Source organism: Micromonospora sp. NPDC049559, from assembly GCF_040676675.1.
Lineage (GTDB): Bacteria > Actinomycetota > Actinomycetes > Mycobacteriales > Micromonosporaceae > JBFAPK01.
In genome coordinates, this window is record NZ_JBFAPK010000001.1 from 398,043 (window position 1) to 421,483 (window position 23,441).

17 protein-coding genes are annotated in these 23,441 nt (G+C 73.7%); 13 read left to right on the forward strand and 4 right to left on the reverse strand.

Translation table 11 applies throughout. The features are described 5' to 3' along the window. Window positions 1-17 precede the first annotated feature (17 nt). Window positions 18-1,907, reverse strand: a complete 1,890-nt coding sequence (dnaK, locus tag AB0J86_RS01780) for a molecular chaperone DnaK (protein ID WP_363850875.1) — start codon at window positions 1,905-1,907, stop codon at window positions 18-20. Window positions 1,908-2,132: 225 nt separating this feature from the next. Between dnaK and AB0J86_RS01785 the strand changes: the two genes are divergently transcribed. The 9 genes from AB0J86_RS01785 to AB0J86_RS01825 all read left to right on the forward strand — a co-directional run bounded on the left by AB0J86_RS01785 (window position 2,133) and on the right by AB0J86_RS01825 (window position 15,387). Then, on the forward strand, window positions 2,133-4,010 hold the full coding sequence (locus AB0J86_RS01785) for a GTPase domain-containing protein (protein ID WP_363850878.1): 1,878 nt from the start codon (window positions 2,133-2,135) through the stop codon (window positions 4,008-4,010). After that, on the forward strand, window positions 4,007-5,710 hold the full coding sequence (locus AB0J86_RS01790; protein WP_363850881.1) for a GTPase: 1,704 nt from the start codon (window positions 4,007-4,009) through the stop codon (window positions 5,708-5,710). Before AB0J86_RS01785 ends, AB0J86_RS01790 begins: the two co-directional genes overlap by 4 nt. A 311-nt stretch (window positions 5,711-6,021) precedes the next feature. Continuing rightward, a complete protein-coding gene (locus tag AB0J86_RS01795; RefSeq protein WP_363851599.1) occupies window positions 6,022-6,483 on the forward strand; it encodes a hypothetical protein in 462 nt (153 codons plus the stop codon). Further along, window positions 6,483-7,985 (forward strand): hypothetical protein, encoded by a 1,503-nt coding sequence (locus AB0J86_RS01800; RefSeq protein WP_363850884.1) that lies wholly within the window; start codon window positions 6,483-6,485, stop codon window positions 7,983-7,985. The genes AB0J86_RS01795 and AB0J86_RS01800 overlap by 1 nt, the downstream gene beginning before the upstream one ends. Then, complete coding sequence (locus AB0J86_RS01805; protein ID WP_363850887.1) at window positions 7,982-9,451, forward strand: VWA domain-containing protein; 1,470 nt, start codon at window positions 7,982-7,984, stop codon at window positions 9,449-9,451. Before AB0J86_RS01800 ends, AB0J86_RS01805 begins: the two co-directional genes overlap by 4 nt. A 13-nt stretch (window positions 9,452-9,464) precedes the next feature. Further along, on the forward strand, window positions 9,465-10,583 hold the full coding sequence (locus AB0J86_RS01810; RefSeq protein WP_363850890.1) for an AAA family ATPase: 1,119 nt from the start codon (window positions 9,465-9,467) through the stop codon (window positions 10,581-10,583). Then, window positions 10,580-13,453 carry a DUF5682 family protein gene (locus AB0J86_RS01815; protein ID WP_363850893.1) on the forward strand — a complete coding sequence of 958 codons (2,874 nt, stop codon included), beginning with the start codon at window positions 10,580-10,582 and terminating at the stop codon, window positions 13,451-13,453. The genes AB0J86_RS01810 and AB0J86_RS01815 overlap by 4 nt, the downstream gene beginning before the upstream one ends. Before the next feature lie 181 nt (window positions 13,454-13,634). Further along, window positions 13,635-14,852 (forward strand): hypothetical protein, encoded by a 1,218-nt coding sequence (locus AB0J86_RS01820; RefSeq protein WP_363850896.1) that lies wholly within the window; start codon window positions 13,635-13,637, stop codon window positions 14,850-14,852. A gap of 73 nt (window positions 14,853-14,925) precedes the next feature. Then, window positions 14,926-15,387 (forward strand): tetratricopeptide repeat protein, encoded by a 462-nt coding sequence (locus AB0J86_RS01825; RefSeq protein WP_363850899.1) that lies wholly within the window; start codon window positions 14,926-14,928, stop codon window positions 15,385-15,387. An 11-nt stretch (window positions 15,388-15,398) separates the two neighbouring features. On the opposite strand, the gene AB0J86_RS01830 is transcribed toward AB0J86_RS01825, so the two are convergent. Both AB0J86_RS01830 and AB0J86_RS01835 read right to left on the reverse strand, forming a co-directional pair. Next, window positions 15,399-16,334 (reverse strand): hypothetical protein, encoded by a 936-nt coding sequence (locus tag AB0J86_RS01830; RefSeq protein WP_363850902.1) that lies wholly within the window; start codon window positions 16,332-16,334, stop codon window positions 15,399-15,401. Further along, the gene (locus AB0J86_RS01835) at window positions 16,331-17,392 is read right to left on the reverse strand and encodes an SPFH domain-containing protein (RefSeq protein ID WP_363850905.1); all 1,062 of its coding nucleotides are present in this window, start codon (window positions 17,390-17,392) and stop codon (window positions 16,331-16,333) included. The genes AB0J86_RS01830 and AB0J86_RS01835 overlap by 4 nt, the downstream gene beginning before the upstream one ends. 78 nt (window positions 17,393-17,470) lie before the next feature. Here AB0J86_RS01835 and AB0J86_RS01840 point away from each other — a divergent pair, with 78 nt between their 5' ends. After that, window positions 17,471-18,163: an NUDIX hydrolase gene (locus tag AB0J86_RS01840; protein WP_363851602.1), complete on the forward strand. Its 693-nt coding sequence runs from the start codon at window positions 17,471-17,473 to the stop codon at window positions 18,161-18,163. 66 nt (window positions 18,164-18,229) lie between these two features. Here the strand turns inward: AB0J86_RS01840 and AB0J86_RS01845 are convergent, their stop codons facing one another. Next, on the reverse strand, window positions 18,230-19,141 hold the full coding sequence (locus tag AB0J86_RS01845; RefSeq protein ID WP_363850908.1) for a hypothetical protein: 912 nt from the start codon (window positions 19,139-19,141) through the stop codon (window positions 18,230-18,232). 477 nt (window positions 19,142-19,618) lie between these two features. Between AB0J86_RS01845 and pdhA the strand changes: the two genes are divergently transcribed. The 3 genes from pdhA to AB0J86_RS01860 are packed head-to-tail and all read left to right on the forward strand — an operon-like array spanning window position 19,619 to window position 23,264. Continuing rightward, on the forward strand, window positions 19,619-20,797 hold the full coding sequence (gene pdhA / locus AB0J86_RS01850) for a pyruvate dehydrogenase (acetyl-transferring) E1 component subunit alpha (RefSeq protein WP_363850910.1): 1,179 nt from the start codon (window positions 19,619-19,621) through the stop codon (window positions 20,795-20,797). Beyond that, window positions 20,797-21,786, forward strand: a complete 990-nt coding sequence (locus AB0J86_RS01855) for an alpha-ketoacid dehydrogenase subunit beta (protein WP_363850913.1) — start codon at window positions 20,797-20,799, stop codon at window positions 21,784-21,786. Before pdhA ends, AB0J86_RS01855 begins: the two co-directional genes overlap by 1 nt. Before the next feature lie 5 nt (window positions 21,787-21,791). Further along, on the forward strand, window positions 21,792-23,264 hold the full coding sequence (locus tag AB0J86_RS01860) for a dihydrolipoamide acetyltransferase family protein (RefSeq protein ID WP_363851605.1): 1,473 nt from the start codon (window positions 21,792-21,794) through the stop codon (window positions 23,262-23,264). Window positions 23,265-23,441 lie beyond the last annotated feature (177 nt).

The window sequence follows — 23,441 nt, forward strand, 5'->3', positions numbered from 1 at the left end:
GGGGTGGCGGGAACAGGTCACTTCTTGTCGTCCTCGTCCACGATCTCCGCGTCCACCACGTCGTCCGCGCCACCGGCGGTACGGCCACCGGCCGCCCCACCCGCGGCGCCAGCGCCGGCCCCACCGGCCGCACCGGCCGCACCCGGCTGCTCACCCTGCTGGTAGAGGAGCGAGCCGGCCTGCTGCGAGACCTGCGCGAGCTTCTCGTGGGCCTGCTTGACCTTCTCCAGGTCGGTACCGCCGAGGGCGGACCGCAGGTCACCGAGCGCCTCGTTGAGCTGGTCCCGGTTCTCGGCCGGCAGCTTGTCGCCGCTCTCGGCCAGGAACTTCTCGGTCTGCCACTGAAGCTGTTCAGCCAGATTGCGGGTCTCCGCCTCCTCGCGCCGCCGCTTGTCGTCGTCGGCGTGCTCCTGGGCGTCGCGCATCATCCGCTCGATGTCGTCCTTCGGCAGCGCCGAGCCGCCGGTGATCGTCATCGACTGCTCCTTGCCGGTACCGAGGTCCTTGGCGTTGACGTGCACGATGCCGTTGGCGTCGATGTCGAAGGTGACCTCGACCTGCGGCACACCGCGCGGCGCCGGGGGAAGCCCGGTCAGCTCGAAGGTGCCGAGCTTCTTGTTGTAGGCCGCGATGTCCCGCTCGCCCTGGAAGACCTGGATCAGCACCGAGGGCTGGTTGTCGTCGGCGGTCGTGAAGACCTCCGAGCGCTTGGTCGGGATCGTGGTGTTGCGCTCGATCAGCTTGGTGAAGATCCCGCCCTTGGTCTCGATGCCCAGGCTCAGCGGGGTGACGTCGAGCAGCAGGACGTCCTTGACCTCGCCCTTGAGCACACCGGCCTGCAGGGCGGCGCCGACCGCGACGACCTCGTCCGGGTTGACGCCCTTGTTCGGGTCCCGACCGGTGAGCTGCTTGACCAGGTCGGAGACGGCCGGCATCCGGGTCGAGCCACCGACCAGGATGACGTGGTCGACGTCCGAGACCTTGATCCCGGCGTCCTTGATCGCCTGCTCGAACGGGCCCTTGCAGCGGTCCAGCAGGTCCTGCGTCATCCGCTGGAACTCGGCCCGGGTCAGGGTCACGTCCAGGTGCAGCGGCGCGGAGGGGCCACCCTCGGTGGCCGCCGGGCCGGCGGTGATGTACGGCAGGTTGATGCTGGTGGTGGTGGCGGCGGACAGCTCGATCTTGGCCTTCTCGGCGGCCTCGCGCAGCCGCTGCATCGCCATCTTGTCCTGCGACAGGTCGACGCCGTGCTGGCCGCGGAAGGTCTTGACCAGGTGGTCGATGATCCGCTCGTCCCAGTCGTCGCCACCGAGGTGGTTGTCACCGCTGGTCGACTTGACCTCGATGACCCCCTCGGCCAGCTCCAGCAGCGACACGTCGAAGGTGCCGCCGCCGAGGTCGAAGACCAGGACGGTCTGCTCCTTGGAGCCCTTGTCGAGCCCGTAGGCCAGGGCCGCCGCGGTCGGCTCGTTCACGATCCGCAGCACGTTGAAGCCGGCGATCTCACCGGCCTCCTTGGTGGCCTGACGCTGGGCGTCGTTGAAGTACGCCGGCACGGTGATGACCGCGTCGGTGATGCGCTCGCCCAGGTACGCCTCGGCGTCGCGCTTGAGCTTCATGAGGGTACGCGCCGAGATCTCCTGCGGCGTGTACTTCTTGCCGTCGATGTCGATCGACCAGTTCGTGCCGATCTCCCGCTTGACCGACCGGATGGTCCGGTCCGGGTTGGTCACCGCCTGACGCTTCGCGACCTCACCGACGAGCACCTCACCGTTGCGGGCGAACGCGACGATCGAAGGAGTCGTCCGCGAGCCCTCGGCGTTGGCGATGACGGTGGGCTCACCGCCCTCCAGGACGCTGACGCAGGAGTTCGTCGTGCCCAGGTCGATACCGACCGCACGTGCCATCTTCGCTTCCTCGCTTCGTTACTAGAGCAGGTGGCGGGCCCCGCCCGCGTGAGCGCCCACCACAAGTTGAGTGGACCGGACTCAATAGTGCCACGGTGATCGGAGACGTCAAGTCGGGGTTGAGTCTGCCTCGCGCAACCCCCATAATCATGCGCTGCCCGGCGCGTTCACACCGGGTCGGGGGGCGCGGTTGTCTGCCGTGCATAGATCGGGCACGCTTTACCCGTGACTACGCGTGGCGAGCCGGCCAACGGCCCTGGCGCGCCCGCGGTCGAGCCCGATAATCGGGACTTCCGACCGAAGCCGGGCCGGCGCGGCGCCAATCCGCTCAGCGGGAACAACCCTCCCGAACCAGGCGCGCGCGGGGCGTCGAGGGACGAACCGGATCTCCGTACCGCCCTGGTGCGGCTCCGTACCGCCGTGAACAGCGGCACGTATCCGCTGGTGCTCCCCTCGGCCAAGCGGGCCGCCGAGGCGGGCGCCGCGCTCGTGGCCCAGCTGGACGACTACCTGCTGCCCCGGCTGGCCCGGCTCGACGCGCCGCTGCTCGTGGTCGTCGGCGGCTCCACCGGCGCCGGCAAGTCGACCCTGGTGAACAGCCTGGTCCAGGCCCGGGTGAGCGCCACCGGCGTACTGCGCCCGACCACCCGCTCGCCGGTGCTGGTCTGCAACCCGGCCGACTCGACCTGGTTCCGGCAGGGGGAGCTGCTGCCCGGGCTGACCCGGACCAGCCAGGCCACCGACCGGCCGGACGCGCTGCAACTGGTCACGGCGCCCGCCCTGACGCCCGGGCTGGCCTTCCTCGACGCGCCCGACATCGACTCGGTCGTCGACGCCAACCGCGCCCTCGCCGGGCAGCTGCTGGCCGCCGCCGACCTGTGGCTCTTCGTGACCACCGCCGCCCGGTACGCCGACGCGGTCCCCTGGGAGATGCTCCGGACCGCCCGCAACCGCGGTACCGTCATCGCCCTGGTCCTGGACCGGGTGCCGGCCGAGGCGACCGACGAGATCGCCGACCACCTGGTGGAGATGCTCGCCGCCCAGCAGCTCGGCGCAGCCCCGCTCTTCGTCCTGCCGGAGACCGCGGTGGACGGGCAGGGGCTCCTGCCCGACCGGGCGATCGCCCCGCTGCGGGACTGGTTCGGCCGGCTCGCCGCCGACGCCGAGGCCCGGGCCGCCGTGGTGCGCCAGACCGTCGACGGCGCGCTGACCGCGCTGCCGGCGACCGTGGAGCTGTTGGCCGAGGCCGCCGAGGAGCAGGGCCGGGCCGCGGTCGACCTGGAGGAGCGGGTCGACGCGGCCTACCGGGGGGCGCGGCGCACGGTGGAACAGGGGCTCCGGGACGGCCGGCTGCTCCGCGGCGAGGTGCTCGCCCGGTGGCAGGAGTTCGTCGGTACCGGGGAGCTGTTCCGCACGCTGGAGGCGCGTATCGGGCGGCTGCGGGACCGCATCGTCTCCGCGCTGACCGGTCGCCCGGCGCCCGCCACCCAGCTGCAGAACGCGATCGAGTCGCAGCTGGTCACGCTGCTGCGCGCGGTCGCCACCGAGGCGGCCGAGAACGCGTACGTCTCCTGGATGGCCCACCCCGCCGGCGCCCCACTGGTCGAGCTGACGTTCGGCCGGCCCAGCGACGGCTTCACCGAGCGCGCCGAGCGGCTGGTCCGGGACTGGCAGCGGGACGTGCTGGAGCTGGTCCGCACCCAGGGCGGCGAGAAGCGCTTCGTGGCGCGTACGGCCGCGTACGCCGTCAACGCCGCCGGGCTGGCGGTCACCATCGCGGTCTTCGCCTCCACCGCCTTCATCCCCACCGGCCTGGAGGTCGTCACCGGGGCCGGCACCACGGTGGCCGCGCAGGCGGTACTCCAGGCGATCTTCGGCGACCAGGCCGTGCGTACCCTCGCCGAGCAGGCCCGGCGGGACCTGCTCGCCCGCGTGGGGCGGCTGCTGGACGAGGAGCAGGCACGCTACCTGGGGCGGCTGGCCGAGGCCGGGATATCCGAGCAGCCGGGCCGCCGACTGCGGGAGGCCGCGGCCGACGTCGAGCGGGCCCGGGCCGCCGCCGCACTGACCGAGCACCTCACCTGGCCGGGAGTCCAGCCATGACCGACCTCGTGGGCAAGGTACGCGACGCGTTCCGCGGCGACCGGCGGGTCGACCCGGACGCGCTCATCGCCCGGGTGGAGGCGCTGGGCGAGTTCCTCCGCGCGGTCGACGGCCACCTGCCGGACGACCGGCTGGTGGCCGGACACACCCTGGTCGAGCGGGCCGGAGCCCGGCTCGCCCTCTCCCGGGACCACACCGTGGTGGCGCTCGCCGGCGCCACCGGCAGCGGCAAGTCCAGCCTCTTCAACGCGCTGGCCCGGTTCCAGATGTCCCCGGTCGGCGTGCGCCGGCCCACCACCGGGGTCGCCCACGCCTGCGTCTGGGGCGCCCTGGACGGCGCGGCCCGGCTGCTGGACTGGGTGGGCGTGCTGCCCCGGCACCGGTTCGTCCGGGAGAGCCCGCTCGACGGCGAGGACGAGGCCCGGCTGCGTGGCCTGATCCTGCTCGACCTGCCCGACTTCGACTCGGTCGAGCGCGGCCACCGGCTGGAGGTGGACCGGCTGCTCGGCCTGGTCGACCTGGTGGTCTGGGTGGTCGATCCGCAGAAGTACGCCGACCGGGTGGTGCACACCGACTACCTGCGCGAGTTCCACCGGCACCGGGACGTCACCGTGGTCGTGCTCAACCAGGTCGACCGGCTCTCCCCGCAGGACTCGGCCCGGGTCCTGGGCGACCTGCGCCGGCTGCTCGACGCCGACGGCCTCGACGGCGTACCGCTGCTGGCGACCTCGGCGCTGCACCAGGCGGCCCTGGCCGAGCTGCGGGCCACGCTGGAGCGGACCGTCGCCGAGCGGCAGGCGGCGCTGCGCCGGCTCGCCGGCGACGTCGACACCGTCGTCGAGCAGCTGGCCGAGGTGATGGGCCCGCCGGTCGACGCCGACGGGGTGGCGCCGGAGACCGAGCGGCTGCTGGTCGACGCGCTCGCCGCGTCCGCCGGGGTACCGGCGGTGGTCGAGGCCACCGAGCGGGCGTACCGGCAACGGGCCGCCGCCGCGACCGGCTGGCCCGTGGTGCGGGGCTGGCACCGGCTGCGCCCCGACCCGCTGCGCCGCCTGCACCTGCCCGGCGGGCCGGGCGCCGGCCGCGCCGACGACGACCCGGGTCCGCTCGGGGCGAGTTCGCTGCCCGACCCGACCGTCGCGCAGCGCGCCGCCGTCGGGCTCTCGGTCCGGCAGGTCGGCGAGCGGGCCGGCGCCGAACTGCCCGCGCCCTGGCCGGCCGCGCTGGCCGCCGCCGCCCGCTCCCGCCTCGGCGACCTGCCCGACGCGCTGGACCGCGCGGTGGTCAACACGAGCATCGTCGGCGAGCACCGGCCCTTCTGGTGGCGCCTGGTCGGCGGGGTGCAGTGGCTGGTCACGCTGGCCGCGGCGGCCGGCGTGGCCTGGCTGGTGCTCGGCTACGCGGTCCGGGCGCTCGGGCTGCCGGCCCTCGACTATCCGGCGGTGGGCGTGGTGCCGCTGCCGACCGTGATGCTCCTCGGCGGGCTGCTCCTCGGCGTGCTCGTCGCCCTGGCGGTCCGGCCGATCACCAACTGGGCCGCCGGCCGCGCCCGGCTGCGGATGGAGCGCCGGTTGCGCTCCGCCGTGGCCGCCGTCGCCCGGGAGTACGTGCTCGCGCCGGTCGGCGCCGTGCTGGCGTCGTACGCCCGGGCGAGCGCGGCGCTGACCGCCGCCGGTGACCGCGGCTCTCGGAGCAGGTGAACGGCACAACACGGGCGTTCGACGATCGTTAGTCGTAAACCGGCGTCCCCCGGCCTCGGAGGCGCCGGAATTGGACTAAGGATCAGTGACTACGCGGCCGGTCCCGTTCCGGTCCTCGGGCCCGACCAGTGCGGCTGTGTTCCTGTCGGACGGGCACGGTAGAACTTCCCGCGTCACGGATCACCCGTCCGCGGGTGGCGCCGCCGATGTCCCGGGCGGAGCTCTGCGGACCGGCCGGTGGGAGGTCGAAGGTCGTGGATGCGGATGCCGTCGCCCCGGAGGGGGGCGCGGCCGACTGGGAGCGGCGCAGCGTGGTACCGATGCTGCCTGTCGCGCGGCCCCGCAAGCTCTCGAAGGTCCCCTTCGTGGAGATGGCGGACGGGGCGTTGCAGGGGGTGGTGTCGAGCGGTTCCGACATCTCGCGGGTGTACGTCTCGGCGATCACCGCCGGCAGCCACGAGGCGTCGTGCAGCACCAACAACAACCGGCCCTGCGGCGGTGGCGGCGTGCAGTGCAACCACATCTGGGCGCTCGTCGACGAGGCGGTGGAGCGGTTCGGCCTCCACCGGGTGGCCCGCTTCCTCCAGGTCGACCTTGAGGAGAGCGACACGTACGGCGGTGCCCTGATCCGCCGGATGCGCCCGAAGCCCGGCCCGAAGGTCGCGGCCCGGGTGTTCAGCCGGTTCCTGGCCCACCTGACGTACCTGGAGGTGCCGGCGACCGTCGAGCCGCTGCCGGAGCTGCACTGGTTCCCGTCGGGGGTGGGTCGCTGATGCGAGGCGTACAGCTCGCCGAGCTGACCGGTACCGCGCCGTCCGGGGTGGAGGCGGCCCTCGACGTGGTCGCCGGCTTCGACGGCGCCCTGCTCCAGGGCCTGGGCCGGCTCGACGCGACGGGAACCTCGGCCCTGGCCGGTCTCGCGGGCGCGGTCGCGGCCACGCCGCTCGGCCCGAGGGTGGCCGAGGCGGTGGAGAAGATCACGGCGGGCTCGATCGCCGACGACTCCCTCGCGCTGCTCGCCGGGGCCAGGTCCGCGCTGCTGGGGGCGGTGCACGACGCGCTCCTCGCCCAGCTTGACGCCGCCCGTGGGCGGGAGCGCCGGCCGTGGACGCCGCCCGCCGGCGGCGCGCCGGAGGGTTCCGCCGGCGCTGCCGCGCCCGGCGGCGAAGGCCCGCTCGCCGGGGCCCGCTCGTGGCTGACCGAGGTCGCCATCACCGGCTGGCGTGGCGTGGACGCCGACTCCGTCGCGGCGGCCGCCCAGGTCGTGTCGGGCCTGCTGGCCGCGCCGGGGCGGCGCCGCCTCGCGGTGCTGCTCGACGGGCTGGTGGCGGAGCTGCGGGCGGGTTCGCCGCTGGTCACCCTGGACCGGGTGCCGGCGCGCCGCTGGGGTGACCTGTGGAGCCGCGCCGTGCTGCTGGCGCGCCCCGGCGACGGCGCGCCGTCCGGCGGCAACCCGGCCGGGACGAACGACGGCGCAACGGACGGCGGCGACGCGGTCCCGGCCGGGCCGGGCGGCAGCGGCGGTGAGACCGTCTCCGGGCGGTTGCTGGTCCTCGGCGTCGACGTGCACGAGCATCCCACCGCGGTGCAGGCGCAGGTGCACGCCATCCTCGAACCGACCGGTGGCGCGCCCAGCCGACTGGTACGCACCAGCGTGGCGGCGGCGAAGGTCGACACCGTCCTCGGGCCGACCATGTGGCAGCTGCTGGGCGACCATCCCGTACTGCTCGGGGCGCTCGCCCACGGCGTCGGCCTGGAGGTCACCGACCTGGTCCTGCGCCCCGGCGGCGACCTGATCTGGCGGGACGACCGGGCCCGTCCGGCCGAGCCGGCCGACCCGTTCGCGGTGGCCCGGGTGCAACTCGGCGACGTGCTCGCCGACGGCGCGCCGCCGCTGGACCGGCATCCGGCGGGCATCGCCGAGCCGGTGCTGCTGGAGGGCTACACCGCGAGCCGCGATTCCGACGGCGGCGTCACCTTCGACGTGGACGGTACCGCCATCGGCGCCACGATCGACCGGCTGCCGACCTGCGGGCCGCTCACCCCCGAGCTGGTCGCCGCCTCGTCGGCCTGCATCGGCCTGCTCCGGTGGGACGCCGGCCGCTGGCTGGTCCAGCCCCTCGCCGTGCAGGTCGCCACCAAGCGCAAGACGACGGTGGCGCAGACCGGGGACTGGGCGCTGGGCGCGGACGGCCCCCGGGCGAGCAAGGCGGCGAAGGCGACCGACGCGGTGTCGGTACTGCGCGAGCGGGCGGGACGGTTGCTGCGGCGATGAGCGGAGACGACATCAACCCGGTCGAGACCGACGAGGCCAACCCCGCCGGGACCGCCGAGACCGATCCCGCCGGGACCGCCGGGACCGACCCCACCGCGAACGGGGCGGCCGAGCACGGTACCGCCGAAACCGACCCGGCCGAGACCGGGGTGGCCGAGCACCGCCGACAGGTCCTCTACTGGCGGCTGCTGGCCCGGCTCTTCGACCCGGAGGAGCAGCCGGGGCTGGAGGCGGCGAGCGTCGCGGTCGTCGAGGACCTCGGCCTGCCGACCGCCCTGCTGGACCCGAGGGTGTCGGTGGACAACGTGGTGCAGCGCCATCCGGAGCTGGCCGACGAGCTGGCCGGGGTGATGGCGCCCCGGGAGGCGGACGCGGACGACCACTCGATCGGCTCGGCGGCGGTACGCCGGGCCGCCCTCGCCTCGAAGCTGCTGCTCAACGTCTTCGGCACGGGCAGCGGCAGCGTCAGCGCGGGGCAGCTCGCCGACTGGCAGTCCGACGCGGGCTGGCTGGAGCGGGCCCTCGGCCACGAGCCGGGCGAGCTGCGCGGCCGGCCCGGCAACGGCGACGGCGAGGGCATGTCGGGCGTGCTGGCCGAGCTGGAGGGCGACCTGGTCCGCCGGATGCGGCTGCGCGAGGTGCTGGCCGACCCGGCCCTGGCGAGCAAGCTCACGCCGAGCATGTCGCTGATCGAGCAGTTGCTCCGGGACAAGCACAACCTCTCGGGCGTGGCGTTGGCCAACGCGAAGGCGCTGATCCGCCGCTACGTCGACGAGGTCGCCGAGGTGCTGCGTACGCAGGTGGAGCAGGCGAGCGCCGGCACCGTCGACCGCTCGGTACCGCCGAAGCGGATCTTCCGTAACCTCGACCTCGACCGCACCATCTGGAAGAACCTGCCGAACTGGAACCCGGAGGACGAGCGGCTCTACGTCGACCGGCTCTTCTACCGGCAGACCGCCCGGCGCACCACCCCGGCCCGCATGATCGTCGTGGTGGACCAGTCCGGGTCGATGGTCGACTCGATGGTCAACTGCACCATCCTCGCCTCGATCTTCGCGGGGCTGCCCAAGGTGGACGTCCACCTCATCGCCTTCGACACGAGGGCGCTGGACCTGACCCCGTGGGTGCACGACCCGTTCGAGGTGCTGCTCCGTACCAAGCTCGGCGGCGGCAACGACGGGCCGGTGGCGCTCGCGATGGCCCGGCCGAAGATCTCCGACCCGCGTAACACGGTGTTGGTCTGGATCTCGGACTTCTACGAGTTCGGCCAGTCCCAGCCGCTCTTCGACGGGCTGGAGGCGGTGTACCGCAGCGGGGTGAAGCTCATCCCGGTCGGCTCGGTCAACAGCAGCGGGCGCGGCGAGGTGAACCCCTGGTTCCGCCAGCGCTTCAAGGACCTCGGTACGCCGGTGATCTCCGGCCACATCCGCAAGCTCGTCTTCGAACTCAAGAACTTCCTCACCTAGGAGAAACGCGAGAATGACCACCACTGAGATGCTGCGCGCCCCGGCAGAGGTCAAGTTCGCCGAGGAGCTCGACTGGCTGGAGTCGGTCGACGACGGCCCCAAGCCGTACTCGTGGCGGCTGAGCCCGCGCATGGTCCGGCTCTTCATCCTCGGCTCCGAGCGCGCGGACGGCCTCGACCGCGAGATCTCGCAGAAGTGGTTCGGCGACCGCAGCTTCGTGGAGCGCAGCATCGTCACGCTCGCCTCGGACCGCGGCCTGCTGCTCATCGGCGACCCCGGCACCGGCAAGAGCTGGCTGGCGGAGCTGCTCTCGGCCGCGATCTGCCGCAACTCCACCCTGGTCGTGCAGGGCACCGCCGGCACCACCGAGGACCACATCAAGTACTCCTGGAACGTCTCGATGGTGATCGCCCGCGGGCAGTCCCGCGAGTCGATGATCCCCTCGCCGATCATGACCGCGATGGAGCAGGGCGTGATCGGCCGGTTCGAGGAGCTGACCCGCTCCACCAGCGACGTACAGGACGCGCTGATCTCGATCCTCTCCGAGAAGTACGTCTCCATCCCGGAGCTGGACGAGGACAACATCGTCTTCGCCAAGCCGGGCTTCTCGATCATCGCGACCGCGAACAGCCGGGACCGGGGCGTCAACGACCTCTCCTCGGCGCTCAAGCGGCGGTTCAACTTCGTCCGCATCCCCGTGGTCACCAACAAGCGCAGCGAGGCGGAGATCGTCCGGTTCCGCACCACCGAGCTGCTCCGGCGGCACCGCATCGAGCTGGACGTACCGCCGACGCTGCTCGACATCCTGCTCCAGTCCTTCGCCGACCTGCGTACCGCCGCGGCGGCCGCGACCAGCGACGACGAGAAGCTGGAGTCCGCCCTCTCCACGGCCGAGCAGATCGGCGTGCTGGAGGACGCCATCCTGCACAGCAACTTCTTCGGCGACCGCACGCTGCGCGCCGAGACGCTCGCCAGCTCCCTGGTCGGCTCGCTCGCCCGGCGCAGCCCCGAGGACCTCGCCATCCTGAACAAGTACTGGCACGGGGTGGTCGAGCCGCGCAGCAAGGAGGCCGGTGGCGACTGGTCCGCCTTCCTCGAGGGCGGCCGGCAGACCATCGCGACGCTCTCATGACGGCCTTCGGAGCGCTGCGCCAGCAGCTCCGGGACGCCGCCGCGACCTTCGCCGACGGCCCCGACGCCCTCGCCGGGATCCTCACGGGGCTGGTCGACGACGTGGACCGGGCCCTCGGTGAGGAGCTGGAGATCTTCCCGGTCTGTCACCACTCGCCCTCGTCCGCCCTGGCTATGGTGCGCCGGCTGCGCGAGAAGCAGCCGAAGGTGATCTACCTGGAGCTCTGCGAGGACCTCCAGCCGCTCCTCACCGAGCTGCGCAACTGCCAGCTGCCGGTGGCGCTGCAGGCGTTCGCGAGCGAGTTGGACGGGCACCCGCCGCAGTGGGGGCCGCTCAGCGTGGTGGCGCCGATCACTGAGGCGTCCGCCGAGTACCAGGCGATCGCGTACGCGCTGGAGACGCCCGGCGTCGAGCTGGTGCTGGTGGACCGCTCCACGGACCACGTCTTCCAGTGGGAGCCGCGCGACCGGTCCCGGCCCGGTGACCCGACCGAGGCGAAGGGGCCGGACGGCGCCGAGGAGCCGGAGCCGTCCGGTGAGACGCCGCCGGCGCGCGGCGAGGATGTCGACCTGCACGGCGACGCGGTCGGTATCGAGATCGGCGACCTGCGCCCCGGCTTCCGCGAGTTGGAGGAGTACCTGCTGCACCACGGCCGGGTACGGCACTGGTCCGAGTGGTGGGACCAGTACGTCGAGCAGCCGCTGGTGGACGCCGACTACGACACGTACCGGCAGGTCATGGTGCTGATCGGCAGCCTGTTCCGGCGGCTGCGGCCCGGCGACGCGGCCCGGCTGGGCTCCGACGAGGATCGCGAGCGCTACATGTGGACCCGGATGCGCGAGCACCGCGCCGCCACCGGCGTGGCGCTCTCCGACTGCCTCTACGTCTGCGGGGCCTTCCACGCCGCGAGCCGGGTCGAGCAGTTCGGCTCCGCCTCCACCGCGCCGTTCGAGATCACGCCGCGGACCGGCACCAGGTGGCTGTACGGCCTGGTCCCCTCCAGCCACTCGGCGATCGAGGCCCAGTTCGGGCTCGCCTCCGGCAGCGTCTCGATCGCGGCCACCACCTTCAGCCGGGCGGTGGCCCGGGGCGGGGTGAAGACGTTCCGGCTGGCCGGGCAGAAGGAGGGGGGCAAGCGGCCGGCGCGCGCCAGGAAGACGGCCGCGCCGGCCGCGACCGGTCCCGCCGCGCCGGCCGTCACCGACCGGCTGACGGGTTTCCTGTCGAACCCACCGGTCCCCGGCGGACTCGACGAGGACGAGCTGCTCGGCTGGTGCGTCGACATCGTCCGGTTGGCCCGGCGCAACGGCTACCTGGCGAGCACGGCGGACGCGATCGCGGTCTTCGAGACCTCGATCCTGCTCGCCGGGATGCGCAACCGGGCCCGCCCCACCCCGTACGACTTCGCCGACGCGGCCGTGACCTGCATCGAGAAGGACGTGGTGCCGGGCCGGCGGGACGTACGGCGGCTCTGCGAGATTCTGATGGGCGGCGACCGGATCGGCAAGGTCGGGTACGACGCGCTGCCGCCGCTGGCCCGCAACGTCTACGACCGGCTCGCCCCGCTCGGCCTCGAACTGGAGCGGCGTACCGTCCAGCGGGCCCTGCTGGACCTCGCCGCCCGGCCCGAGCTGCGGGCCGCCTCCGACCTGCTCTGGGTGCTGCGCGCGCTGCTGCCGGAGCAGACGGTGCGGCCGGTGATGGGCGAGCGCCGCCTCGGCGGTACCCCGCCGATCCAGGAGAGCTGGGACCTGGCGATCGGCCGCGACCAGCGTGCGCTGATCGAGCTGGGCTACGAGGGGGTGACCGTCGAGCAGGTGCTGGAGCAGCGGCTGCGCAAGGCGGTGTGGGATCCGCAGGCCACGGCGGCCGTCGCGCTGCGGGCGGTCGAGGACTCGCTGCTGTACCTGCGCAACCCGCGGTTCACCGACGAACTCGGCGCCCGCGCGGTCCAGTTGCTCGGCGCCGAACGTACCGTCGACGACGCGCCCGAGGTGCTGACCCGGATCCGCCGGCTCCTCGCGTACTACCGCTCGACCGACGCGGGGCTCCCGACCTGGTGCGAGAACTTCGGCTCCACGGGGTACGCGCACTACTGCACCCTGCTGCCGACCGCGTTCGTGGCGGAGGAGACCGGGGTACGGCAGGTCGCGGCGATGCTCGGCTTCCTGTTCAGCATCGAGAGCCTGGCCCTGGCGCTCGGCTGCGACCGGGCCCAGCTGGAGATCGCCGTCGCCCAGTCCCACCCCGAGACGCCGGCCAAGGTCGCCCTGCTCTGGGCGGCCCGCTTCCACCTCGGGCTGCTGCCCCTGGCCGAGCTGCGGGAGCGCGCCGCGGGGCTGCTGGAGAACCCGCTGGTCGTACCGGCGTTTCCGCAGTACCTGACCGGCTTCGTACAGGCGCTCGAACCGGTACCGGCCCTGGCGCCGTTCGTGGTCGAGGTGCTCTCCCGGGCGTTCGGGGAGCTTCCCGACCCGGTCCTGCTGCCGTGGCTGCCCACGCTGATCACCACGCTGCGCAAGGAGGCGGGCGAGCTGGTGCCCCGGCTCGTCCGCGAGGCGGGCCGGACCTTCCCGGCCGGTCTGGCGGCGCTCGACGCCTGGACGCCGCCGTGGTACGAGGCCCCGGCGCCGGCCGGTCAGCCGGCCGTCCAGGGGGTGGGCGTCCCGGAGACCGGCGCGGTGGCCGGCCCGGCGGCCGAGCTGCTGGCGGGCCACCCCGAGTCCTGCGACGCCCTGGCCGGGCTGCTCGGCTGCGACGACGGGTGGCGGGAGTTGCCAGGCCCCGCCGGCGGGTCCGCCGACGCCGAGTTGCTGGCGCTGCTCGCGCGCCATCCCGAGCCGGCGGAGGCCATCGCCGCGCGGCTCTGAGCGGCCGGAGCGAGGGCGCGAACACCCAGGAAGAGTGGCCGGAGCGAGGGCGGAACGCTCAGGAAGAGTGGCCGGAGCGAGGGCGCGAACGCTCAGGAAGAGTGGCCGACCGCGATCGGTCGGCCACTCTTCTGGGTATTTGATCGGACCCCGCGGGCGCCGTGGGGCGTAGGGTCGATCCATGGCCACGCCTCAGACCCCTTACGAAGCGGTACTCCACGCCGCCCGCGACGTGACCAAGCTGCCCTGCGCCCTGGACGCGGAGATGCTCGGTACGGCCCTGCTGGGCAGCGTCTACGCGATCGCGGAGGAAGATCGGGCGCGAGCGGTCCGTGACTTCGTGGGCGAGTTCCTCTCGGCCACGTCCCGGCGACGCACCGCCGCGGCGACCACCATCCGGAACGTCTTCGCCACCCTGGTGCCGGACGCCACGGGCGCCGCCACCGTGAAGCGTGGGGCGCAGGCGCCGTCCTGGTCCGACCAGCTCGGCAAGGTACGGCTGACCGGCAGCTACGCCTACGGCGACGTGTACGGCGACCAGACCTCGTACCTCGCCACGTTCGCGTACGCCGACGGCGAGTCGGGCGGCCCCGAGCACGCGGTGGTGGCCCTGGTCGACCACAACATCGGCATCACCAAGGACATCTTCGTCGGCGGTCCCGCCGAACGGATCCTGGAGCAGGTCCGCCAGATGTGTGCCGGCGACGAGCTGACCTGGTTCCGCGAGGAGGACCCCCGGCGGCTACGCGGCGAGGTGGCGCGGCACCTGAGCGTCACCGACGGGCTGGGCGACCTGCCCGGGGAGGGATCGCTCGCCACCGACCGGGCCCTGGTCGGGGCCCGGCTCGCGCTGCTGCCGGCACCGCCGTCGGAGGTCCCGGCGGAGCCGGAGCCGCTCTCGCCCGACGAGCGCACCACCCTGGTACGCGGGTTCCTCGACTCGCCCGAGGCCGCGCGCTTCGGCCTGAACCGGGTGGGCGACGACGACCTGGCCTCGCTGCACTTCTGCCTCAGCCTGGTGCTGGACCACTCGGCGAGCTTCACCGACCCCGACCCGCTGCGCTGGAGCCCGGCGGTGGTCGGGCTCTTCCTGCTGGACTGGGTGCACCGGCGGGCCGTGCTGGACATGGACGACGCCGCCATGTTGCCGCGGGTCGTGCGGGCCTGGGCCGGGTACGCCGCCGCGCGGCGGGGCCTGCCCGCCCGGGCGGCCACGGAGACGGACACGGCGATCGAGGAGATGGTGCCGGAGTTCGTCCGCCTCTACCGGACCGGCGAGCGGCGCAGCCCGGCGACCGCCGCGGTGGCGCAGCTCGTGGCCGAGGGCGTCGACCCGGACGACCCGGACGCGCTGGACGCGTGGATCGAGGCCAACCGGCAGCGGCTCGCCGACGACTGAGCCGCTCAGCGGTGGGGTCACTGTCCAGATCCGGTGCGGGTGCGCGCGGTAGGCGCGCCGTGAGGAGCAGCCGATGACCATCGACGCGACGCTCGCCCGGATCAACCAGGGGGTGCAGTTGCACCACCAGCAGGGCCGGCGCGAGGCCGCTCGCGACCTGTTCGCGCGGCTCTGGGACGAGATCGGCGGGGAGCGAGGCGATCCGTTGCACGTCTGCGTCCTCGCGCACTCGATGGCCGACGTGCAGGACGACGTCGACCAGGAGCTGGTCTGGGACCAGCGCGCCCTGGCGGCGGCCGACCTGCTCACCGACGACCGGGTGGCGCGGGCCGGGGTGGCGCTGCCGGTGGCCGGCCTGTATCCGTCGCTGCACCTCAACCTCGCCGAGTGCTACCGCAAGCTCGGCGATCTCGACCGGGCCCGCGAACACCTCCAGCGTGCGCGGGCCGGGATCGGCGCGCTCGGCGACGACGAGTACGGGCAGCTGATCAAGGGCGGCCTGGATCGGTTGACGCAGCAGCTGGCCCCCGAGTAGGCGTACGCCACTCACGGGGACGGGACAACGAGCCGGAGCCGGCGCTCGGCGGGGCCGACCGTCACCCGCTGGCCCCAGCTCATCGGCAGGTGGTCGTCCTCCACCCCGTCGGCGAAGACCACCAGACCGTCGCCCTCGGCGACCAGCTCCAGCTCCTCGCCCGCGCCGAGCCGCCCCTCGGTCAACGTCACCCCGGTCACCGGCGAGGGCCACGCCTCGCGTACGTACCAGCAGAGCTGCCCCTGCTCCGGGTCGGGCGGCTCCGGCGCGCCCGGACGGTCACGCCGGATCGACGCGCACCAGCCGGTCGCCCCCGTACCGGTACCGACGACCAGCCCCGAGGAGGACTGCCGCTCGCGCCTCGGGCCGCCCCGCCCGGGACGACCGGTACCCGCCGGCGCGGAGAGCAGGTACCGGGCGGACTGGTGGCCGCGGTGCCCGATGTAGACCTCGTTCAGCCCGGTCAGCTCCTGACCGTCGTCGAGGCGGGCCCGCACCATGGTGCGCCGCTCGGTACGGGCCCGCCCGACGGCCACCGCCGGCAGCAGCCGGGCCAGCTCCGCCGGGGCGACCCGGACGAGCACGCCGGCGTTGCGGCCGGGCTCGGGATCCACCCCCACCACCGGCTGCCGGTCGAGGTACTTCGCCACGTTGGCCACCAGCCCGTCCTGGCCGACCGCGACGACGACGTCCTCCGGACCGAACAGGAACCGGGGCAGGTCGTCCCGGTCGACCCGGCCGCGCCGCCAGTCGGCCGGGATGGCGGCGCCGACCGTGGTCAGCGCCGCCATGAGGCCGTCGTGCCGGTCGACGACCTCGTCCAGGTCGCGCCCCCGCTGTCGCAGGTAGTGCGCGGCGGCCGCCCGGGTGCCGTGCCGGGCCAGCAGCTCCTCCAGCTCGCTGCGCCGGCTCACCACGACCACGCGGGGCGCGAGGGTGCCGCTCATCGACCGGCTGCCAGCCGGGTCAGCAGCTCGGTGACGACGTCCGGGGTGACCGTGAGCTGGTGGATCTCGGGCAGCTTCCCGGCCAACTCCTTCATCGCCAGCGCCTGGAGCACTCCGGCGGGCAGGCTCGCGTACGCGGCCAGCTTCGCCGCCTCGGTCTCCGCCTCGGCCAGCCCGACCGCCCGTACGCCGTCGGCGCGTCCCGCCGCCAGGCTGCGCTCCTTCTCCGCCTCCGCCTGGGCGAGCAGTCGTACCCGTTCGGCGGCGGCGGCGTGCACGACCCGCTCCCGCTCGACCTTGCCCTGCGCGGCGGCCAGCTCGGCGGCCGCGTCCAGCTCGACCTTGCGGCGGGAGTTGGCGCCGTGCTGCTCGACGAGCTGCTGTTCCCGGCGGGCCAGCTCGATCTTGTTCTGGAGTTCGTTCTCGGCGATCGCCCGCTCCTGCTCGACGGCCTGCGCCCGGCGGGCGTAGGTGGCCCGGTCCGCCTCGACCTGCACCCCTTCGCGGGTGGGGGTCTGCAGGGCGCGTTCCAGCTCGGGCTCGGGTCGGATGGCGACCACCCGGGCGCTGACCACGGTGACCCCGATGTCGGCGAGGCGGGGTTCGGCACCCAGCGCCGCCGAGACCGCCTCGCGCAGCGGGGCGACCCCGGCCAGCGCGTCGCCGAGCGGCAGCCGGGCGACGAGGTCCAGCGCGGGCTGCTGGGCCAGCTCGGCGAGGAGCGTGGCGATCTGGTCCAGCGGCCGGGACCGGGGAGCGCCGCGCCGCGGGTCGAGCGAGAAGTCGAGGCGCGTGGCGGCCAGCGCCGGGTCGGCGACCCGGTAGGTCACCGTGGCCTGGACGGTGACGTCGGCGAAGTCGGCGGTCCGGGCGTGGAAGAGCAGCGGCAACTCGCGGTCGTCGACCGGTACCTCGCTGAGCACGGCGACCAGCGGTCGGTACCAGAAGGACTGGCCGACCCCCTCGTGCCGGACCCGTCCGCGGACGTGGTGGCGCACCCAGCTCGTCTGGGCGCCGCGCAGGTGGCGCAAAAACAGTCTTCTCGTCACGTCGGCCATCTCGGCACACCCTCCCCTTTTTCGTCTTCACGACGATAACTCTCGTGATACCTTATCGTCAAGGTGGTGATAATTCCGATGGCCGAGTCGTACCCTCCCTTCGCCGTCACCGTGGACCTGGTCGTGCTCACCGTGCGCGCCGGCGAACTCTGCGTCCTGCTGATCCGTCGCGGCGTGGCGCCGTACCGGGACCGCTGGGCGCTGCCCGGGGGATTCGTACTGGTCGACGAGGACCTGCCCGACGCCGCGCGGCGGGAGCTGACCGAGGAGACCGGGCTGCCCGAACCGGCCGGCCACCTGGAGCAGCTCGGCAGCTACGGCGCGCCCGGGCGGGACCCGCGCGGCCGGGTGGTGACCGTCGCGTACCTGGCGCTCCTACCCGACCTGCCGGTACCGGTCGCCGGCACCGACGCGGCGTCGGCCGACTGGGTACCGGTCTCCCGGGTACCCGACGCGCGGCTCGCCTTCGACCACGACCGCATCCTGGCCGACGGGGTGGAACGGGCCCGGGCCAAGCTGGAGTACACGCCCCTGGCCACCGCGTTCTGCCCGCCGGAGTTCACCGTGGCGCAGCTGCGCGCCGTCTACGAGACCGTCTGGGCCGCCCCGCTCGACCCGAGGAACTTCCACCGCAAGGTCACCGGTACGCCGGGGTTCGTGGCACCGGCCGGCCGGGCCACCGAGGGCGACCGGGGCCGGCCCGCGCAGCTCTTCCGGCGCGGGCCGGCGGAGGCGCTGTACCCGCCGATGCTGCGCCCGCAGGCGCGCTGACCCTCGACCCCCGCGCCTGGGAGGCGCGCCGACCCGCGCCTCGGCGGCGCGTCGAGCGGGGAGACGTCAGGAGGCGACTCCGGGCACCGGCCCGGGTGCGGGCCGGGGCGCGGGGCGCGGCTTCGGCGCCGCCGGGCCGGCGGGGACGACCGACCGGGCCGGGCTCGCGTACGGACTCGGCGGCACCGGGTTCGGGGTGGGATCCGGCTCGGGACTCGGTCCGGGCTCGGGCTCGGTGGACGGCGGCGGGCTCGTCGGCGGCTCCGTGGACGGCGACGGGCTGGCCGGCGGCGCGGAGCCGGGCGGCGTACCCGGGTCGCCGCCGCTGGGCGACGGCCCCGGACCCGGTGGGGTCGGCGTGGGCGTCGGCCCGGCGCTGGGCGAGGGCGACGGGGTGGGCGTGCCGTCCGGGGTCGGCGACGGACTCGGGGTGGGGGGAACGGGTACGGGCGGCTCGACCATCGGCGGGTCGGGACGCCCGGGCGCGGGACGGGGCCGGCCCCGCGGCGGGTCCTGCTCGCCCGACGCGTCCCGGCGGCCCGGCGCCCGAGCGGTGACCGAGGAGGGGGCGATTCGGTCGCTGACCCGCACCGGCGCCTGCTGGACCGGGACCGGGGCGGGCGGCAGGGGCACCACGACGGGCCCGTCGGGGGGCGGCGCCACGAGCGGCACGACCCCCTCGGGCGCCGCGCCGCCGGTGACGGTGGCCGAGCCCGTGCCGATCGCCGCGAGGATCGGCATCGAGGCGGTACCGGCAAGCAGCCCCACGACGAAGAGGTAGCGCCGGGTCGGGCCGGCGAGCCCGACCGCCCGGTGCACCCCGGTCACCCGCCGATGGTCGGCGTGGGCGCCGCCGCGGCCACGGTGGCGGGCCAGCAGCGAGAGCGCGCGGTCGGCACCGCGGTCGGGGCCGGCACCGGAGTCGAGGCCGGCGCGGTCGAAATCGGCGGGATCGAGGTCGGCACCGGGGTCGGACACGGCCACCTCCACGGGAACGGTACGGATCGACCGGACGGGTGGAGGGGCACCGCGACGGCGTTGTTTCCGCTCGACAGCCTGACCCAGTGACGCGGGGTTGGCCAGCCTCACGGAGCGTGTCCGCGCGCCGATTTCGCCCGGCCGTCCCGAGTAGGGCGACAAATCGGCCCATCTCGGCCGGGCCGCGATGGCACTCGATCTTCTCACCGGACCGAACTGTGGGTCCGCTCACCACCTCTGCGAATATGGACCTCACGGCAACGTGGCCCCGACCTTCGCGCACCCCTTCGGCGAAACGTGGCCCGTCGCCAGCGCTCCCGGACCGGCGTCCACCAGGCCTCCGGTCCACCCCGCGCGACAGCCCTCACCCGGGCGAGGCGCGGACGACAAGGCCGGCCCGGCGGCAGCCGGGCGGGCGTACGAGTTGCGCGGTCGGGACACCCCCGCTGCCGACGCACGAATGACAGGGAGAGACGGATGGCGAAGGGCGACCGCGGCACCACTGTCCGCGGCAGGCGGGCCGCACCCCGGTCGGGGCAGGCGGCGGCGGGGGGCGACCCCGCACTTGTGCAGCTGCTCACCCCGGAGGGCGAGCGGATCGAATCGGTGACCGGGCCGGACGGGACGACGTACTCCGTCGACTTCACCGACGAGGAGTACCGCGGGCTGTACCGGGACCTCGTCGTGGTCCGGAAGCTGGACGCCGAGGCGACCGCCCTGCAGCGCCAGGGCGAGCTGGGAATCTGGGCCAGCCTGCTCGGCCAGGAGGCCGCCCAGGTCGGTTCCGGCCGGGCCCTGCGACCGCAGGACATGGCGTTCCCGACGTACCGGGAGCACGGCGTGCTCTACTGCCGGGGGATCGACCCGATCATGCCCCTCGGCCTGTTCCGCGGGGTCGACCAGGGCGGCTGGGACCCCAACGAGTTCAAGTTCAACATGTACACGATCGTCATCGGGGCGCAGACCCTGCACGCGACCGGGTACGCCATGGGCATCACCATGGACGGCAAGACGGGTACCGACGACGGCGAGGCAGTGATCGCCTACTTCGGTGACGGCGCCACCTCGCAGGGTGACGTCAACGAGGCGTTCGTCTGGTCCGGCGTCTTCAACTCCCCGATCGTCTTCTTCTGCCAGAACAACCAGTACGCCATCTCCGAGCCGCTGGAGCGCCAGACCCGCATCCCGCTGTACCGGCGGGCCGCCGGCTTCGGCTTCCCCGGCATCCGGGTGGACGGCAACGACGTGCTGGCCACGTACGCGGTGACCCGGACGGCGCTCGACAACGCCCGGCACGGCCAGGGCCCGACGCTGATCGAGGCGTTCACGTACCGGATGGGCGCGCACACCACCACGGACGACCCGACCCGCTACCGGATCGCCAGCGAGGTCGAGGCGTGGCAGGCCAAGGACCCGATCGCCCGGGTCAAGGCGTTCCTGACCAAGCAGCAGATCGCCGACGAGACCTTCTTCGCCGAGGTCGACGAGGAGGCCAAGCGCGAGTCCCTGCACCTGCGCGAGCGGGTGCTCGCCATGCCGGACCCGCCGCCGTCCACCATCTTCGACCACGTCTACGCGCACGGCTCCCCGCTGGTGGACGCCCAGCGCGACGAGCTGGCCCGGTACCTGGACTCGTTCGAGGGGAGCAAGCACTGATGGCCACCGAAACGCTCACCCTCGGCAAGGCGCTCAACCTCGGACTCCGCCGGGCGCTGGAGAACGACCCCAAGGTCATCATCATGGGCGAGGACGTCGGCAAGCTCGGCGGCGTCTTCCGGATCACCGACGGGCTGCAGAAGGACTTCGGCGAGAACCGCGTCGTGGACACCCCGCTCGCCGAGTCCGGCATCATCGGTACCGCCGTCGGCCTCGCCATCCGCGGCTACCGCCCGGTTTGCGAGATCCAGTTCGACGGCTTCGTCTACCCCGCCTACGACCAGATCGTGTCGCAGGTGGCGAAGATGCACTACCGCTCGCAGGGCAAGGTCAAGCTCCCCATCGTGATCCGGATCCCGTACGGGGGCGGCATCGGCGCGGTCGAACACCACTCCGAGTCCCCCGAGGCGTACTTCGCCCACACCCCGGGCCTGAAGGTGGTCAGCTGCGCCTCGCCGCAGGACTCGTACGCCATGATCCAGCAGGCCATCGCCTCGGACGATCCGATCGTCTTCCTGGAGCCGAAGCGCCGGTACTACGAGAAGGGGCCGGTCGAGGTCGACGCGCCGGTCGGCACGGCGTACCCGCTGCACGCCTCGCGGCTGGTCCGGCCCGGTACCGACGCCACCGTGCTCGCGTACGGGCCGATGGTGCGTACCGCGCTCGACGCGGCGACCGCGGCCGAGGAGGACGGCCGGGCGTTGGAGGTCATCGACCTGCGCACGCTCTCGCCGCTGGACCTGGCCCCGGTCTACGAGTCGGTGCGCCGCACCGGCCGCTGCGTGGTGGTGCACGAGGCACCGGGCAACAATGGCCTCGGCGCCGAGATCGCCGCCCGGATCACCGAGGAGTGCTTCTACTCGCTGGAGGCACCGGTGCTGCGGGTGACCGGCTTCGACACCCCGTACCCGGCGGCCCGGGTCGAGGAGGAGTACCTGCCGAGCCTCGACCGGGTGCTCGACGCCGTCGACCGCACCTTCGAGTGGTGAGCACGATGTCCCGGATCAAGGAATTCAACCTGCCCGACCTGGGCGAGGGGCTGACCGAGGGCGAGATCCTGAAGTGGCTGGTCTCGGTCGGCGACATGATCGAGCTGAACCAGCCGATCGTCGAGGTGGAGACGGCCAAGGCCGCGGTGGAGATCCCCGCCAAGTGGGCCGGCCAGGTACAGGCGATCTTCCACGCCGAGGGGACCGTGGTCGAGGTCGGCGTGCCGATCATCGCGATCGACACCGAGCCCGGCGCCGGGGAGCTGCCGCCCGGCCCGGCGGCGTCCGGGTCGACCCCGTCGGCCGACGCGCTCGCCGCCGTCGAGGTGGTCTCCGGTGACGGCCCGGTCGAGCCGGGCCTGATCGGTGGCCCGGCGCCCGGCGGGCGCACGGCCGTGCTGGTCGGCTACGGACCGCGTACCGGGGTGGCCAAGCGCCGTCCCCGCAAGACGGAGGCGGCACCCGCCCGGACCGCCGCCGCGCCGGCCGCCGCCGCGCCCGTGCCCGCGCCGCCGGCCCGGCCCGTCGTGACGCCGGCCCCGGCGCCCGCTCCGGTACCGGCGGCGCCCGCGCCCCGGTCCGGCACGGCGGCCGGAGTGCTGGCCAAGCCGCCGGTCCGCAAGCTGGCCAAGGACCTCGGCGTCGATCTCGGCGCGCTGACCGGTACCGGCCCGCTCGGCTCGATCACCCGCGACGACGTGCAGCGGGCGGCCAGCGCCGCGGCGGTACCCGAGCCCGCCCCGGTCGGCGCCGCGGCCGTCGCCCCGTCCTTCGGGCCGGACCGCGAGCAGCGGATCCCGGTCAAGGGAGTACGGAAGCTGACGGCGGAGAACACGGCGCGCTCGGCGTTCACCGCGCCGCACGTCACCGAGTTCCTGACCGTCGACGTGACCCGCTCGATCAAGGCGATCGGCCGCCTGCGCAACGACCCGGACTGGCGGGACGTACGGATCTCGCCCCTGCTGTTGGTCGCCAAGGCGGTGCTGCTGGCGGCGCGGCGCCACCCGATGGTCAACTCGACGTGGGCCGGGAACGAGATCATCGTCAAGGACTACGTCAACCTGGGCATCGCGGCGGCCACCGAGCGGGGCCTGATCGTGCCGAACATCAAGGACGCCGGCCGGCTCTCGCTGCGCGAGCTGGCCGACGCGATGACCAACCTGGTGCAGACCGCGAAGGCGGGGCGTACCACGCCGGCGGAGATGTCGGGGGGCACGCTTACGATCACCAACGTCGGCGTTTTCGGCGTCGACACCGGTACGCCGATCCTGCCGACCGGCGAGTCGGCGATCCTGGCGTTCGGGGCCGTCAAGGAGATGCCCTGGGTGCACAAGGGCAAGATCCGCGTACGGCAGGTGACGACGCTCGGACTCTCCTTCGACCACCGAATCATCGACGGTGAACTCGGGTCGAAGTTCCTGCGCGACGTCGGCGCCTTCCTGACCGACCCGGAGGCGGCCCTGCTCGCCTGGACCTGACCGACCGACCAACCGGTTACGGCCGGTGTGTCCGGGTTTGCCGGGCACACCGGCCGTTCTGGTTAACGCAAAGAAAACACCGCTCGACCACGCCTTGCACCTTCGATTGTTCGGCTCGTGGCCCAACTCACCTAAGATTCGTTGGAATCCTGGCTCCCGGTGCGCTTTACTAGAGGG

Bases quoted from the DNA above. Each gene is read 5' to 3' on its own strand.
- AB0J86_RS01820 (WP_363850896.1), top strand. From the start codon at position 13,635: ATGGCCACGCCTCAGACCCCTTACGAAGCGGTACTCCACGCCGCCCGC.
- AB0J86_RS01860 (WP_363851605.1), top strand. From the start codon at position 21,792: ATGTCCCGGATCAAGGAATTCAACCTGCCCGACCTGGGCGAGGGGCTG.
- AB0J86_RS01855 (WP_363850913.1), top strand. From the start codon at position 20,797: ATGGCCACCGAAACGCTCACCCTCGGCAAGGCGCTCAACCTCGGACTC.
- AB0J86_RS01825 (WP_363850899.1), top strand. From the start codon at position 14,926: ATGACCATCGACGCGACGCTCGCCCGGATCAACCAGGGGGTGCAGTTG.
- pdhA (WP_363850910.1), top strand. From the start codon at position 19,619: ATGGCGAAGGGCGACCGCGGCACCACTGTCCGCGGCAGGCGGGCCGCA.
- AB0J86_RS01840 (WP_363851602.1), top strand. From the start codon at position 17,471: ATGGCCGAGTCGTACCCTCCCTTCGCCGTCACCGTGGACCTGGTCGTG.
- AB0J86_RS01800 (WP_363850884.1), top strand. From the start codon at position 6,483: ATGCGAGGCGTACAGCTCGCCGAGCTGACCGGTACCGCGCCGTCCGGG.
- AB0J86_RS01835 (WP_363850905.1), bottom strand. From the start codon at position 17,392: ATGGCCGACGTGACGAGAAGACTGTTTTTGCGCCACCTGCGCGGCGCC.
- dnaK (WP_363850875.1), bottom strand. From the start codon at position 1,907: ATGGCACGTGCGGTCGGTATCGACCTGGGCACGACGAACTCCTGCGTC.
- AB0J86_RS01830 (WP_363850902.1), bottom strand. From the start codon at position 16,334: ATGAGCGGCACCCTCGCGCCCCGCGTGGTCGTGGTGAGCCGGCGCAGC.
- AB0J86_RS01810 (WP_363850890.1), top strand. From the start codon at position 9,465: ATGACCACCACTGAGATGCTGCGCGCCCCGGCAGAGGTCAAGTTCGCC.
- AB0J86_RS01805 (WP_363850887.1), top strand. From the start codon at position 7,982: ATGAGCGGAGACGACATCAACCCGGTCGAGACCGACGAGGCCAACCCC.
- AB0J86_RS01790 (WP_363850881.1), top strand. From the start codon at position 4,007: ATGACCGACCTCGTGGGCAAGGTACGCGACGCGTTCCGCGGCGACCGG.
- AB0J86_RS01815 (WP_363850893.1), top strand. From the start codon at position 10,580: ATGACGGCCTTCGGAGCGCTGCGCCAGCAGCTCCGGGACGCCGCCGCG.